This is a genomic window from Pseudodesulfovibrio cashew (assembly GCF_009762795.1).
GTDB classification, from domain to species: Bacteria; Desulfobacterota; Desulfovibrionia; order Desulfovibrionales; family Desulfovibrionaceae; genus Pseudodesulfovibrio; species Pseudodesulfovibrio cashew.
This window is the reverse complement of sequence record NZ_CP046400.1, coordinates 749,974-764,748: the sequence shown is the minus strand read 5'-3', so window position 1 is coordinate 764,748 and position 14,775 is coordinate 749,974. Positions and strand designations below refer to the sequence as shown.

Below are 14,775 nucleotides of genomic sequence, written 5' to 3'. Positions count from 1 at the left end.
GGGGCCTTTTCCGGTTGTTAGCCGAGGTACGGGTCGTCCCGGGCTTACTCTGTACCCTTTCGCTTATCCTTATACATCCTTGCGTCCGCCAGGTCGAGCAACTCTTTGGAATCAATAGCGTCTTCCGGGAAGATGGAAAACCCTATGGAGGCCTCGACCTCGAATTCCCTGTCCTCAATGATACACGGTTCCCGAATGGCCGCACGCATTTTCTCCGCCACGCCTTCCACATCGTCCGCGCAGGCCACGTCGGGGAGGATGAAGATGAATTCATCGCCGCCGAAGCGGGCTACTGTGTCGGATTCCCGTACAGAAGTGTAAAGTCTTTTTCCGACGGTGCACAGTAAAAGGTCCCCGATGGAGTGCCCGAAGTCGTCGTTGACTCGTTTGAATCCATCCAGGTCAAGCATCATGATCGCGAATCGGCTGTTGTTTCGCTTGGCCCGCTTGATTTCCCGGTCCAGGCGTTCGTCGAAAAGGAGGCGGTTGGGCAACTGGGTGAGCTTGTCATGGTAGGCCAGTTTGCGAATGGCTTCCTCCGCATTTTGTTGTGCCGTTATGTCTTGCACGGAAAGGACGAAACCGGCTGTGTGCCCGTTGCGGTTCACCATGCGGAGGCGGCACTGAATGCATTGCATCACGCCTTTTATCCGCATCCAGTTCGTAATTATTTGTTCTCCCATCCGTTTTGCGTTGTCCAAGGCGGACGCAAAGGAGTTCCTCGAGATGGCGCAGGCCTCGATTACCTCCCATATGGGCCCTCCCAGCTTCAGGCGGTCCGGGTTTCGAACGAAATCGGTGATGGCTTCATTATAATAGATGATGTTCAGGTATTCGTCGGTGCCCACGATTCCCGTTCGCAACGAGCCGGTGAGCACGGTGTCCATGAAAACTGTCTCGTCCGGCGGGGTGTCGGCCGTACCGGCGTTCGAGACCAGGGCTCGGGTGCATTCATCCACCGAGATGGTGCCCAGGGGGTGTCCGGCGTCGTCGGTGACGACCAGAAGAGCCGCTTCTGCCGTATTGCCTCGGCGGCGTACTTCCTTGAGGGGAGTTGAGGCTGTCACCGTCACGGCAGGAGGGGCTTTTTCCGCCAGTGCCGTGTTCCAGAGGTCACAGCCGCGCTCGATGAGCTTGGATATGTCCCTGTCGGTCAGCACTCCGCTGACCTGGCCCATGCCGTCAAGAGCCAGCACCACGCGTTCCTGTTTGTCGAAGAGTGCCTTGTGGGCGGTATATACGCTCTCCGAGTCCGGTAACGCCACGTAGTCACTGCTCATAAAATCCCCTGCGCCGGGCAGCAGAGATGGGAGCAGCGCTGCGACGGCCTCGGCCCAGGTCAGCCATCCCAACTGAGCGGAGCCGTCCGTCACTACATACAAGGTCTCCGGGTCGATGGGGCGAGAGAAAAGTGCGCCGAAGACGTCTTCTTCCAGGTCGGCCATGTGAACGCCGGGGCCGTAAAGTCCGTAGGCGTTAAAGGGAGCGTTACCGAATGTCTGTCCTAGGGCGGAGGATGCGCTGACGGCGATGAATGCGCCCGAACCGTCGGGCAAGGGGATGGCCCACGCCTCCGCCTCATCCAGCATCCTCCATAGTCCTTCCAAGGTCCCGGGGCTCTCTCCGGGCATGGGACGCAAGGGAAGTTCTCCGAATTTTTTCTGCATGCCCGCCTAAAAACCGTTGCTGATTGTTTGCCGTTGTTGTGAGCCGGGACAATCGCCTGCCCAGCCCGTTCTCAAGATTTGCGTCTTGTTGTTGTCAAATCGTCACACTGCGTCTTCCTTGGCATATTTATCGCATAAATAAGACAGTTTTCCAAGTTCTTCATAAAAAGATAGCTGTAAGGAAGAACAAGGCTATTATCATGTTCACAGTGCCGAAGGGGTGGGCCGACATGTCGGAAATGAGGCGAATTTGCTTCGATATCTCGAGAGATGACGAGAAGTCGCTGGAATATCTAGCCACTGAAGAAGGAATGGATGTCCCTGAATACCTTCGATCATTGGTTTCGAGGTATCTGTTTGATCTCCAAGTCGGCGCAGGGAGTCCGGATTTTTCGGAAAAAAGGGAGTTTCCACGTAAACAAGTGTCAATACTTGGCGTCTCTTGTGTAAGATTTTCCGACAATGAAATGCGCAGCTATCCGGTCATCGTGGAGGACATCTCCGAGGGCGGCCTCCGCATATCTTTCAGGAGCGTCGACTCCGTGCTGGCGGAAAAGCTCGCCTTTGCCGATTATTTCGAAGTGGTGTTCACTGTGCCGGAAACCACCCACACTGTGTCTTTTTACTGTAAACGGATGTGGGCCAGTAGCCAAACGAGCCTGAATCTGGCAGGATGTTTTGAAGGAGCCAATGACATGTCCGTAGACTTGGTGTCGCGGATGATTATTGAGGCTGCCTGATCAAGCAACCACCGGATTTATAGTGGAGGAAGGCTCATGGCTGATAACAGGAGCCGTGAAGAACGCGCACAGGCTATCGAAAAGCGTCGGACGATTCGTATCCGGCGTTCATCTTTGACAAAAAACAAAATCGAAGACATCGACAGGCCCGCCATCAAGATATCGGAGACCCTGGACGAATATCGCCAGGCGTTCAACATCGTATACAATGAGTACGAATCGGTGGGCTACATAAAGAAGCCGCATGAGGCCAGGCTGCACTACGGTATTCACAGCCTGCTCCCCACCACCTGTGTCTTCGTATTCAAGACCTATCTCGACGTGATTTCCACCCTGACCCAGGTCGAGGACTCCGAGTTGTTCGGGCTGCCCATGGACGCCCTGTACAAAAAGGAGATCGACGAACTGCGCGCACAGGGACGCACCGTGGCGGAGATCTGCGCTTTGGCGACCCCCAAGGAGGGGCGTTGGCACAACCTGCTCATGTTCCTGGGCAAGGCCTATTTCCAGTACGCGACACAGGCCGGCATCAACGACATCCTGATCATGGTCAACCCCAAGCACGTCTCCTTCTACAAGGCGATCTTCATGTTCGAGGATTTTGCCGAAGAGCGGTACTACGAACCGGTGGGAGCTCCGGCCGTGGGCTTGCGCATCAATTACGATGGATTTTGGGACAAGCTGAAGGAGACGTTCAAGGATCAGGAGTTCGAAACGGACCTCTATTCCTTTTTCAAGCGCATTCACTGCAGTCCGCTGGATAAGTACATGACATTCAGCGGTCGCAGGAACATCCCGATGGACTACGACGCCGCGCGGTATTTTCTTCAGGAGCGTCCCGAGATTCTGCAATCCCTCAATGGGGAGCAGTACGCGTTCATCGAAGCCCTGTACCACAAGGCTCTGCATAGTGCGGAGGATATCAAGTCGCGCTATGCCGTGAAGGTGTAGTCATGGCGGACAATGATCCTTCTGCTCCATTGAAGGCCATCGCCCGGGAATGGGGTCTTAACGACATCTATGCCTATAATGAAGAGGCTTTTTCCCGTTCCATCGGTTTTCTCGACGCTGCCGACATGGATCGGCTGATTCATGCCAAAGTGGCAATCCCAGGCCTTGGAGGCGTGGGCGGCGTTCACGTAATGACGCTGGCGCGCAGCGGCGTAGGCAACTTTCACCTGGCGGACATGGATTGCTTTGAGCCCGCCAACATGAATCGGCAGTTCGGCGCCCGAGTGCAGCACTTCGGGAAATCGAAGCTCGACGTCATGGTAGGTGAGGCCTATTCGGTCAACCCTTACCTGGATGTCACCCCGTTTCCCGATGGGGTGAACGACGAGAATCTGGATCGTTTCCTCGACGGCGTGGATGTGGTTGTGGACGGCCTGGATTTCTTCGTCTTCGACATCCGGCGTAAGCTCTTCAACCGCGCTCGGGATCTGGGCATTCCGGTCATCACGGCCGGGCCGCTCGGCTACAGTTCGGCCCTGCTCGTTTTTACGCCCAACGGCATGTCTTTTGACGAATATTTCGACGTCAACGACGATACGCCCGAGACGCGGAAGTACATCAACTTCGCCATGGGGCTGGCCCCGGCTTCGACCCATGCCAAGTATCTCGATTCCTCGGTGGTGGATTTCGATCTGGGCAAGGGGCCGTCCATGAACATCGGCTGCCAGATGTGCTCCGCCTTTGCCGCCACGGAAGCCCTGCGGCTTCTGCTCGACAGGAAGGGCGTCAAGGGCGCTCCCTATTATCTGCAATACGACCCTTATGTGCGAAAATTTCGCAGAGGGAAGCTGCGCAGGGGCAACCGCTCCCGCATGCAGCGCGCCAAGGCGTGGCTGTTCGAATCGGTGCTGCTCAAACGGGCCAAGCGAGTGGGTTGCGAGCCCATGGCCGCGCCGGGAAGTCCTGCGGACGAGGCCGGTTGGGAAAGCGTACGGGAATATCTGTTGCGCGCTGCCATTCAGGCTCCGTCCGGCGACAATATCCAGCCGTGGCATTTCAAAGCCCAGGACCGGTCCATTGATTTGCTTATGGATCTGAAAGTCGATGATTCATTTTTCGATGTACAAAATGTGGCCACGGCCATATCTGCCGGTTGCTCCGTGGAGAATGCCGTCATTGCGGCCAAGGCTTGCGGCTTGGAGCCTGCAGTCTCCATGGGGCCGACACCGGACAATCCCAGCCTGGCAGCCTCCATCCTGCTGAAGCCTGTCGAGAAGGTGCGAGAGGACATGCTGGTGGATGCCATCTGGCGTCGTCACACCAACCGGAAACCATTCTCCAAGCGACAGATCCCGGATGGGATTTTCAACCGTCTGGCAACCGTTGCAGACGAGTCCGGCGGGCATCTGAGCTGGATCAATTCAGCTGAAAAGCTCAAGAAGCTGGCCAACGCCATCTTTATTGCCGACCGCATCCGCATGGAGCGGCAGGATCTGCACGAGCATTTGATCAAGATGCTTCGCTTCACGCCTGAAGAGGCGATGCGGACTCGCGATGGCTTCCCGCTGAAAAACCTTGAGGCAGGGCTTGCCGGAGAGTGGTTTCTCAGGCTGACCAAGTCCTGGAAAGTCATGCGCGTGGCCAGCATGCTCGGCATGAGCCGGGTTGGCGCGGCTGTCGCGGCCAAGGGTATTCGTTGTTCTGGTGGTGCCGGCCTTCTGGCCGTACCCGGCATGGAGACCAAGGATTTCCTTCAGGGCGGTCGGGCGCTGCAACGTGTCTGGCTCACGCTGACGCATTACAACCTGCGCATGCAGCCGATGACTGCAGTGACCCTGTTCCGGCTCCGCTGGCTGCTGGAAGGGCCTGAGGCATTCTCCGAAAAGCATCAGACCATGCTGTCCACGGTCTGGGGCGATATGGCCGAACTTTTCCCCGACGTCTGGAATCAGGGGCTGGTCATGCTTTTCCGGACCGGCTTCGGGAAGCCGATTCATTACGGGACGTACAGGCGTCAGGTAGATAGCTTTTAGCGACTCACAATCAGTAAACTATTCCAGTAAGGCCGGGCGACTCCCTCGCTCGGCCTTTTCGTTTGCTTCATGGCGGTGGCCTGATGCCGCAATCGCTCATGTTGGCTAGCGGGTTTTCCGGGTGGGCATGCGCTTTGTCGGTGTTGTTCGGAAAACCGACATGCGTAATACCAAGCTGCATTGATTTAGATAAGTATGATGCGTGGGAAAGATGGGGGCTTGGCTTTGGTCTCTTTGTTTGCTGTCAGAATAGGGGGGCAAACAGGAATTTCGCTACCACGTAGTCGAGAGTGTGGTCACTATTAGGGATTCGAGGGAGGGAAGTGGGAGGAGGCGATGCCGGAGCTGCGTGGAGATGCTAAAATCAAAATAGGTTGTTGCCCCTAAACGTATGAAGCGGGTGTGGCTTGGCCACACCCGCTTGATACCATTTTGGGGGGTAGGGTTAACTAGGCGGTGAACTTCTTGCGGAAGCCGACCAGGCCGAGCAGACCGAGACCCAGGATCAGGAAGGTAGAAGGTTCAGGGGTGGCAACCAGGGTAATGGTGGCCGAGGATTCGATGCTCGCAACCAACTGTCCGTCGATGATCGTCGCAGAGCCATTAACAAGGTTGCTGGCGAAGTCGAAGACCAGGAAGGTGTCAAGGTTCGGGTAGACGCCTTCCATGCCGAAGAGGGTGGGGTCGAAGTCGATGAGGGTTCCCAAAGGATTCGAAGTGAACTGGGCAGTCAGGTCAGTACCACCACTGTTGTTAAAGCCGCCATTGTTGTCGGTGATAGCAGCGCCAGCACCGTCGACCAGGCTCAGCTCAGCGATTTCGAAGTACTCGGAAGAAGTCGGATCGCCCCAGTACAGAGTGATGGAACCGCTGGTGTAGACGTAATCGAACGTGTAGTTGGTGCCATCAAAAGCGACGTTGGTGATGTAGCCGCTCAGACCAGTGCCTTCGTACCAGAGCATGTAGTTGGTTTCGAAGGGGTAGGTGGACTCGTTGCTCGGGATGGAGCTGGAGGTGGTGTGGATGGCCACAGTTTCCAGCAAGGAATCAACCGTGAAGCTGGCACCTTCGTACGGCTGCAGAGCGGCATTGAGGTCCTGATAAATAGTAGTATTGGTGGTCTGTGCCGTCATGTAAGTGATGTTGTCGATATCCGAAACAATCACATTGCCAACGCCATACAGGCCATCAATTTGGTCCTGCAGAGTTGTCAGGTTCAACGACCAATCATCGATAACTTCTGCTTGAGCCGCGGCGGGCACAGTAAGCAGGGCCACTGCCAGGATGAAATAAAAAGCCAACTTCTTCATTGTTTTGCCCCTTCTAGGTATTTGGTTCGAAACTGGCTAGAACATTGCAGGTAGCGTGCCAAACTGTAACGATATGATTTTATGTATTTTTTTTCTTTCTGTGCGCAAGCTGAAGCGCAATGTGTTAAGGATGTCGACATGTTTTTGGGGCTCTTTTTACAATTCCATGGCTACCAGAAGTGCCAACTCCTGGTAAGTAAGACGTATGCGGCCAGGAGCGTGTTGGTTACAGCATGGCTAAGGACGCAGTGCGAGAGGTTTTTAGCCTTCCAGTAGATATAGTTGTATGCGATTCCCGCTACGATTCCGGCGATGAAGAGTTGGTGTTCAAGCCCGAAAAGGAGGGCCGTGACTGAGAAGGAGAATAGGGTGAAGGTCCCCGGTTTAACCTCCACGAAGTTCTTGCCGGCCAAGTATCGGACTAGGAACGAACGCCAGAACAATTCTTCCATTATAGGGACTACTAGGACTGCGCCCATGACTCTGAAGCAGAGAATGAGCCAGAGCGAAAGTCCCTGGTAGTCACCTGTAGGGTCATAGGTGGTCAATTCCCCTTGGATAGCCCATGGGACATTCAGGTTAATCCAGACAATGAATACCGCTAGGCCCACTCCCACGCTCAGGGCCGTCATTTTTGCGTCTGCAAGGGGCTTCAATTTCAGATCGGTGTATGATTTCCTGAACAGGAAGAGTGCTGCTGCGGCCATGCTGATCTTAAGCGGATAGGATTCGATGAGAAATCCCTGACTCATGGCTTGGCTTCCGAAGAGTGTCGGAATTTCCAACAGTGCCACAAAGGACATATAGATAAGGAATGGAAGCGTCCGAGCCAGGATGGCGTATGTCTCTCGTCTCATGATTTACTAACCTCGTCGTTTCTGAGTCCTGTGTTGTCTTTTACGGTTGCGAATCGGGGAGGCGCTCCCGCAGTGCATAATCCTGTTCCATGCTGAGAGATATCGTTTATTCCCGACGCATGTTCGGCTGCGTATGCAGGATGTATTCCGGCATGGTATCTATTGAGATCTCAAATTACCAATCTTCAGCTTCATGGTTTGTGCTGATTCGGATTCTTCAGTCCGTCGCCTGTGAGGGCCTCAAGCCAGTTGGATTCTGAGTGGCGAGTCTGGGAAAGCAGGACATGGTTTTAATTCCTGAAATAGAGGAGAGCGCTCCGCGTCCGTCTAATTGATAGGTATACGTGATAGCAGGGTCGTGATTTCGGTTTTCTGGACGGATTGCTTTTTTCTCCCTCATTTCTCCAAGCAACCGTGTATTTGACTGGTTTTAACTAAAGAATAGAAAATTTCATAATATTTAGTCAGTGACATTCTGAGGCCTGTTGAAAAGTGTAAGGCAACCAACCTAAAGAATTAATTCATTTATTTTGAGCAGTTGTAGATTATGGTAGCGAAAGGCTATTTGCTGCTTGATTTGAAAAAATCAAAGATTCTCTTGTAATGTCATGGAAGTTTGTTGTGTCCGCTTTTGCCAGACAAAGGTGGCCGTACAAAAAGACGTCAAAACAAGAAATGCATAATATCCATTTGATATGGTTGGGTTAAAATAATCTAGCGCTGTTTGGCATGAATCTCGCTTTTAAAGTAGACCCTACGGGAGAGGATCAGTTCATATCACTAAGCCTAATGTCGTTTGGAGGCTGTTTTGAAATTTCGCGTTTGTTTTCTTCTCATTATTACCGTGTTGAGTAGTGCGCTTTATGCCTGTGGACAGGGACCTGACAAGGACCTCATGTCCGAGGGGAAAAATTATATGGCGGAGAAGAATTATCAGGGGGCTATAGTTATCTTCAAGACCGCCCTGGATAATTCTCCGGAGAATATGGAAGCCCGCTTCGCTCTGGGGAAAGCGTATCTGATGTCCGGCAAGCTGGACCAGGCGGAAAAGGCGTTTGAAAAATACGCCCGGCAGAATCCTTACGACTCAGCCCTACTTTTGGAGAATGGCAGGCTGAAGCTTTTCAGACAGGATTTTCAGGGGGCTTTCGACTACCTTTCCGAGTTTGTGAGTAAGGTTACTGACTCGGCTGAAGGATATACCTTGCTGGGACGGGCCGCTTGGGGCGTCGGCAAGTATGATGACGCCAGAAAGAGCTTTGCCAAGGCCATTGAACTGGAGCCCGCCCGAGAGGATTCCCAGCTCGCCCTTGCCCAGCTCTATGTCATCGAGGGAAACGAAGCCGAGGCTGCAAAGATCGTGGACGGCCTGATGGAAAGGGAGCCCAACAACAGGAACGGGCTGTATTTCAAGGCAAGGCTCGCACAGATGCATGGCGACACCGGTGCGTACAAGTCAATTTTCAAGCAGATAGTTAAGGCCCATCCTACAGATGCCTACGCAAAGTACACCTATGCCAAAGGAGTGCTGGAGGATGGCGATTATGCTCAAGTCAAGATACTGGTACGAGAGCTGAGTGAAGGCGCGCCCAAAGTGCCTTTCGGCAAGAAGCTGGAAGGCATGTTGCGGTATTCTCTCAAAGACTATGGAGCGGCGGTAAACGCATTCCACGAAGCCATCGCCATTCGGCCCGATGCCGAGTCGTATTTCTTTCTCGGCATGAGCTATTACGGCATGGGAGACTTGGAAACCGCGATCACCCAGTTGCGCATCGCTGCCGACAGATCCCAAAAGTTTCTGAAAGCGCGAGAGATGATCAGCCTGATTCTGCTGCAACAGAAACGCTACAATGAGTCCATCGCAGAAGCACGGAAAATCCTTGAGGTCGATTCAAACAATGTCATTGCCAGCGTGATTCGAGGTGATGCCTATTTGGCTAAGGGTGACACCGGCAAAGCCCTTGAGCAATTGAAGGAAATCACAGAAAAAGATCCTCATTTCGCTGCGGCTTTCATGAAGATGGGCGCGTTGCATTATTCTATGGGGGACATGGAGGAAAGCGAGGCGGCTCTGAAAGGTGCACTAAAGGCCGCTCCCGATAACCTCCGGCCGCGTCTGGTTCTTTCCAACTTCTATTTGCGTAACGGCAACAAAGATCTTGCCAGGACGGTTTTGGAGGAAGGTCTTTCGGGCAAGAAGGAAGATGTCGCTTTGTACGTGTACTTGGCGCGGATGGAATTGATGGAAAGGAATCCGGACAAGGCGCGTACGCTTCTTTCCAAGGCGAAGGCACTGGATGTTAAGAATCCGACTGCGTACATGATGCTGGCTTCCATGGCTTTGGCCGAAAAGAAATCAGAGGACGCTCTCATCGAGTATGATGAATTGCTCACGAATAATCCGAACTTCCTGCGCGCGCAGTTGGCCAAGGCCGTGGTCCTGGATACCTTGGGGCGGGCTGACGAGGCGGAGGCCACTTACAAGGAGGCCGTCAAGTCCGGCAATCCCAGCGCCTATCTTGCCTACGCAGGCAGCAAGCTGAAATCAAGTAATACAGAAGCGAGCCTGGCCATCCTGAATGAAGGACTCAAGGAGAATCCTAACGATGAATCGCTGATAAGGCAGAAAGCGGAAACGCTTTTCGGCCTGAAGCGGTTCGACGAAGTTTTGGCCATGAGCGACAACCTGGAAAAGTTGAATCGTAATGCCGGGCTCGGTCTGCGTGTCAGGACATTTGTGCTGATGAAGGATTTCGACAAAGCGGTTGCTACGGCGCGCGAGATATGTGATTTCGCCCCCAAATCCCCGGAAGGCTACCTTGTCCTGGCTGACGTCAACATGCGCGCCAATCATTTTGACGACTGGCGCAAGGCTCTCGAAGAGGGCGTTGGTAAGTGCGGCCCCAGTCCCGTGTTGCTCCAGGAGCTTGGCAAATACTACTCCGCCATCGGGAATTACAACAAGGCATTGACCTATCTCGATTCGGTTATCAAACAGAATGACAAGGCTTTCAAAGCGTACTCTCTGCGTGGCGACGTTTACGGTCGTCTCGGGAATCGCAGCAAGGCCGTGGAAGACTACACCAAGGCGCTGGAACTGTCTGATCGGTATGTGCCTGCATTAAATAATCTGGCCATGGTATATCTTGACGACGAAAGGACTTCGGCCGAGGCCTTGCGTCTGGCCTACAAGGCGTACCTTCAGATGCCGTGGAGCACGTCGGTTATGGATACCTTTGGCTACGCGCTGGCAGTTAACGGGAAGCAGGACGCAGCCGTGTCCATACTGGAAAAAGCCGCTTCGATCGAGGCTGACAACCCCGATATCACCTACCACTTGGGGTATGCTTACCAAAAAGCCGGAAAAAACGAGCAGGCCATCGCCAAATTGGAACAGGTGGCCAACTGCGATGGTTGCGACATGGCTGCTGACGCAAAAAAATTGCTCAAGAAAATAAAAGGCGATTAAACGCATTTTGATCAAAGGGAGACGGTCATGGTTGCAATCGCATCAATAAGGGTATTCAAGGACTTCCTATTCCTTTCCCTTGCACTTGTTTTCTGTTCGATGTTCGTGTTCAACGACGTGTCGGAGATGCTCTCGGTCTGCCAGGGGCGTTGTTTCGACCTGGCCGCTCTGGCGGGAGTAATACTTGTGTCGTCCTGCATCGTCCATCTCGCTCTGTACGTGAAGATGCGCGACAAGGCAGACGGGCACAGTAGCCTGTTCATCAGCCTCATCCTCGCTACCAACGTGGCCTTTTTGATCTACTGGCAGACCGACCTGTTCTTGCGTCTGGAAGAAATGGTCATGTTCATCCTCTGTCTTTTCGGTCTGTTCCAGTCTTTTTGGATCGTTCTCTCCCGGCATTGGCAGAAGATCCCCGGCCTTGCGCATCGCGTGGTCATTGTGGGCAACGGCGAGTTAGCCGATGAGATGCGTGGTCTTGCCCTGGCTTCAGGTGGCCGCTACCAGTTCCGCGATTATATCGAATGCGCCCCTGGCGAATTTGCCGATACGGCCGCGCAGGTGGACAATCCCAGCAACAGGATTTTGGAGCGAGCCAAGCAGGTCAAGGCGAATAAACTTGTTGTGTCCCTGAGTGAACGTCGGGGTTCTTTCCCCCTTCAGGAGGTGCTCAGTTGCAAGTTGAGCGGCATGGAGATTCTTGACGCCCCGGAGTTTTACGAGCGCGTTAACAAGAAGCTTATGTTGGAAAACATTACTCCCAGCTGGTTCATCTTTGCCAAGGGATTCAAAATTGTCGGCCTGCGTCGCATCGTCAAGCGATTGATCGACATTGCGCTTTCCCTGGTGGGTATTTTGGGGGTCTCGCCTTTTCTTCCGCTTGTGGCCTTGGCCATCAAACTCGATTCCCCTGGGCCGATCCTGTTTAAGCAGGTCCGCGTGGGCAAGGGCGACGTGCCTTTCGTTATCTACAAGTTTCGTTCCATGCGCCAGGACGCCGAAAAGGAATCCGGTGCGGTCTGGGCCAGGAAGAACGACAGTCGTATCACCACGCTGGGCGCTTTTCTCAGGAAGTCCCGCATCGACGAAATTCCTCAGTTGTTCAATGTCCTTGAAGGCAGTATGAGTCTGGTAGGTCCGCGTCCCGAACGGCCCGAGTTTGTCAAGGATTTGAAGAAAATCATTCCTTACTACTCTGAACGGCATTTTGTTAAGCCCGGTATTACCGGCTGGGCTCAGGTGCGGTACCCCTATGGCGCCTCGGTTGAAGACGCCATTGAAAAACTTCGCTACGATCTGTATTACATTAAAAACTACACGTTGCTTTTCGACTTTCGCATCATGTTCGATACCATTTCCGTGATGATGAAAAAGTTGGGGCGTTAGCCTTACGACAAAGGGCAAAGGGGAGAGTATTGTGAAAAGAGTGATCCTGGTGGTGGTATTGGCGGCATTGTTGGTGCCTGCGGTCTGCAGGGCCGACGATTATGTTATCGGTGAAGGCGATGTTCTCTCCGTTCATGTTTGGGGCGAGCCAGAGTTGAATTCACAGGTGATCGTGCGCCCGGACGGAAAGATTTCTATGCCCGGAGTGGATGACGTTACGGCTTCCGGGTTGACGATTCCGGAACTGAAGAAACTCATGGTCAAACAGATCTCCCTGCTGGTCAAGGAACCTATCGTCAATGTTTCCTTGATCCGGAGTGTCAACAGTCGGGTATATGTCGTGGGCGGAGGGGTTGATCCCCGTGTCTTTGAGATGTCCCAACGCACCACTCTGCTGCATGTGCTCGCATCGCTGGGCAGCTTGGCGACAGCGGATCTTACCAAGGCCTATGTCTATCGGGACGGTAAGAAGATAATGTCCGATTTCTCCGGAGTGTTTAGCAAAGGAGAATTTGGCAAGGATATTCAGCTTGAACCTGGGGATACGATTTATCTTCCGGTAAAGTATGATCAAAATGTATACATTATTGGTGCTGTGGCCCAGCCCAAGGCAATCCTGTTCCGGGAAGGTCTTACGGTTCTTGATGCGCTGCTGTTCGCCGGTGAGTTCAACAAATACGCCGACGAGGATGAGCTGGTCATCGTCCGGACCAACGATGGCAAGAAGGAGCGGATCACCGTCAAGACGGAGGATCTGATGAAGAAAGGCGAGTTGCAGCAGAACATCCTGCTTCAAGCTGGTGATTACGTCATAGCCAAAGAAACTTTCTTCTAGGAATCGTATAGATGCCTTCTCCTCATTCCGATGCCTTCGCCAATGAAGGCGGTTTCGATGTTATGCGCTATGTGTCCCTTGTGCTTGAGCGCAAGGGGCTACTCGTCCTGATCGCCTTACCAATTATGTTCTCTGCCATAATCACCTGCTATGTGATTCCCAAAAAATACGAAGCGGAGTCGACCGTTTTCATAGAGCAAAACGTGATTAGTGATTTGGTCAAAGGGATCGCGATTACGCCCTCCATGGAGATGAAGATCAAAGCCATCAAAGTGACGATGCTCTCCAGAAGTATGTTGCTTAACGTGATCAAGGCCTTGGATCTTGATCTAAATGCCAAGACGGACAGGATGTTGGATGGTCTTATAGCGAGTTTGCAGCAACGGATAAGGATCCGTTTGGACGAGAAGCGTGGCGTCTTCATGATTTCCTTTGCCGATGCGGACCCAGTGCTGGCGAGAAACGTAGTTAATACTTTGACTCGGCTTTATATTGAGGAAAACACCTCCACCAAGCGCAAGGAATCCTTCGAGGCCACACAATTCCTGGCGGAGCAGATTGAAGTGTTCAAAAAGCGTATTGACGCTGCCGAGAAGGAGATCGACGCCTACAAGCTCGAAGCGGGCGTGGTGCTTTCCTCCAACGAGCCCGCGTTGAGAGCGGAAATTGAGAATGCTGAACAGGAAATGGAAGGGGTACGCATTCGTGTCAACGCGTTGACCACGTCGCGCAACCTGCTCCTCAGCAACACCCCGCTTAAGCGGCAGTTGGAAGAACAGGAAAAGAGTCTAGAGACGTTGCTGGGAAGATACACTAAGAACCATCCCCGGGTCAGGCAGTTGGAAGCCGCTATTGCTGAGAATCGACGGCAGATAAGAACTGATGGGCAGCGGGAGCTGGATGCCGTGTATCGGTCGCCGGAATACCAGTCCATCAAGGTCGAGTTGGCATCCCTCGAAAATAGGCAAAAAAATCTTCAAGAAGAGATTGATAAGAACAAGGAGATAATCCAGAAGATCCCCGGCGCGCGTTCCCAACTGGCGGAGCTGGAGAGGAAGCGCAGGAACGAGACGATTATTTATGAACAGTTGGTTTCTCGCTATGGTCGTTCCGAGGTATCCAAGGAAATGGAACTACAAGACAAGGCGATGACCTTTCGTGTCCTTGATCCGGCGGTTGTGCCTTCCGCCCCCTCCAGCCCCAACCGTCCGCTTATTATCCTGTTAGGGATAGTGGCCGGCATCGGGCTAGGTGTGGGTATTATCATCTTGATCGATTTGATTAATCCTTCCATTAAAACCCTCGACGACCTCAAGGAGTTCGGCATTCCGGTGCTGGCCGTAGTGCCGAGGGTGAAGAATGAGGAATCCCTGGCTTTGCAACGCGGACACAACCGACTGATTTACTCCATCGGCTTGGCTGGCATCCTCATTTCTCTTTCGTTTTTTTTAGTGGAGACCCTCCATCTGGGACTAGTTGACAATGTTATCGCCAAGGTTTCGACGTTTTTCGTCGGGTAGTGACGGA

At 53.1% G+C, this 14,775-nt stretch carries 10 protein-coding genes; 7 read left to right on the top strand and 3 right to left on the bottom strand.

Features of this window, described 5'->3' with window-relative positions:
* Nucleotides 1–44: 44 nt before the first annotated feature.
* Nucleotides 45–1,667, bottom strand: a complete 1,623-nt coding sequence (locus GM415_RS03325) for a diguanylate cyclase domain-containing protein (RefSeq protein WP_158946419.1) — start codon at nucleotides 1,665–1,667, stop codon at nucleotides 45–47.
* 200 nt (nucleotides 1,668–1,867) lie between these two features.
* Here GM415_RS03325 and GM415_RS03320 point away from each other — a divergent pair, with 200 nt between their 5' ends.
* From GM415_RS03320 to GM415_RS03310, 3 genes are all read left to right on the top strand, one after another.
* Entirely contained in the window at nucleotides 1,868–2,407 is a 540-nt protein-coding gene (locus GM415_RS03320) for a PilZ domain-containing protein (protein ID WP_158946418.1), read from the top strand.
* 114 nt (nucleotides 2,408–2,521) lie between these two features.
* Nucleotides 2,522–3,358, top strand: a complete 837-nt coding sequence (locus GM415_RS03315; protein ID WP_242012333.1) for an N-acyl amino acid synthase FeeM domain-containing protein — start codon at nucleotides 2,522–2,524, stop codon at nucleotides 3,356–3,358.
* Between the two features lie 2 nt (nucleotides 3,359–3,360).
* A complete protein-coding gene (locus tag GM415_RS03310) occupies nucleotides 3,361–5,391 on the top strand; it encodes a ThiF family adenylyltransferase (RefSeq protein WP_158946416.1) in 2,031 nt (676 codons plus the stop codon).
* Nucleotides 5,392–5,840: 449 nt separating this feature from the next.
* Here the strand turns inward: GM415_RS03310 and GM415_RS03305 are convergent, their stop codons facing one another.
* Complete coding sequence (locus tag GM415_RS03305) at nucleotides 5,841–6,701, bottom strand: PEP-CTERM sorting domain-containing protein (RefSeq protein ID WP_158946415.1); 861 nt, start codon at nucleotides 6,699–6,701, stop codon at nucleotides 5,841–5,843.
* A 170-nt stretch (nucleotides 6,702–6,871) separates the two neighbouring features.
* Entirely contained in the window at nucleotides 6,872–7,558 is a 687-nt protein-coding gene (locus tag GM415_RS03300; RefSeq protein WP_158946414.1) for a CAAX prenyl protease-related protein, read from the bottom strand.
* A gap of 808 nt (nucleotides 7,559–8,366) precedes the next feature.
* Between GM415_RS03300 and prsT the strand changes: the two genes are divergently transcribed.
* The 4 genes from prsT to GM415_RS03280 are packed head-to-tail and all read left to right on the top strand — an operon-like array spanning nucleotide 8,367 to nucleotide 14,768.
* Complete coding sequence (gene prsT / locus GM415_RS03295; protein ID WP_158946413.1) at nucleotides 8,367–11,027, top strand: XrtA/PEP-CTERM system TPR-repeat protein PrsT; 2,661 nt, start codon at nucleotides 8,367–8,369, stop codon at nucleotides 11,025–11,027.
* A 27-nt stretch (nucleotides 11,028–11,054) separates the two neighbouring features.
* Nucleotides 11,055–12,413 (top strand): TIGR03013 family XrtA/PEP-CTERM system glycosyltransferase, encoded by a 1,359-nt coding sequence (locus GM415_RS03290; RefSeq protein ID WP_158946412.1) that lies wholly within the window; start codon nucleotides 11,055–11,057, stop codon nucleotides 12,411–12,413.
* Between the two features lie 31 nt (nucleotides 12,414–12,444).
* A complete protein-coding gene (locus GM415_RS03285) occupies nucleotides 12,445–13,248 on the top strand; it encodes a polysaccharide biosynthesis/export family protein (RefSeq protein WP_158946411.1) in 804 nt (267 codons plus the stop codon).
* Nucleotides 13,249–13,259: 11 nt separating this feature from the next.
* Nucleotides 13,260–14,768 carry an XrtA system polysaccharide chain length determinant gene (locus GM415_RS03280; RefSeq protein WP_158946410.1) on the top strand — a complete coding sequence of 503 codons (1,509 nt, stop codon included), beginning with the start codon at nucleotides 13,260–13,262 and terminating at the stop codon, nucleotides 14,766–14,768.
* The last annotated feature ends 7 nt before the right edge of the window (nucleotides 14,769–14,775 follow it).

Excerpts from the sequence above, each read along its gene's own strand:
- GM415_RS03300 (WP_158946414.1), bottom strand. The coding sequence starts at position 7,558 with ATGAGACGAGAGACATACGCCATCCTGGCTCGGACGCTTCCATTCCTT.
- GM415_RS03305 (WP_158946415.1), bottom strand. The coding sequence starts at position 6,701 with ATGAAGAAGTTGGCTTTTTATTTCATCCTGGCAGTGGCCCTGCTTACT.
- GM415_RS03325 (WP_158946419.1), bottom strand. The coding sequence starts at position 1,667 with ATGCAGAAAAAATTCGGAGAACTTCCCTTGCGTCCCATGCCCGGAGAG.
- GM415_RS03280 (WP_158946410.1), top strand. The coding sequence starts at position 13,260 with ATGCCTTCTCCTCATTCCGATGCCTTCGCCAATGAAGGCGGTTTCGAT.
- GM415_RS03310 (WP_158946416.1), top strand. The coding sequence starts at position 3,361 with ATGGCGGACAATGATCCTTCTGCTCCATTGAAGGCCATCGCCCGGGAA.
- GM415_RS03320 (WP_158946418.1), top strand. The coding sequence starts at position 1,868 with ATGTTCACAGTGCCGAAGGGGTGGGCCGACATGTCGGAAATGAGGCGA.
- GM415_RS03290 (WP_158946412.1), top strand. The coding sequence starts at position 11,055 with ATGGTTGCAATCGCATCAATAAGGGTATTCAAGGACTTCCTATTCCTT.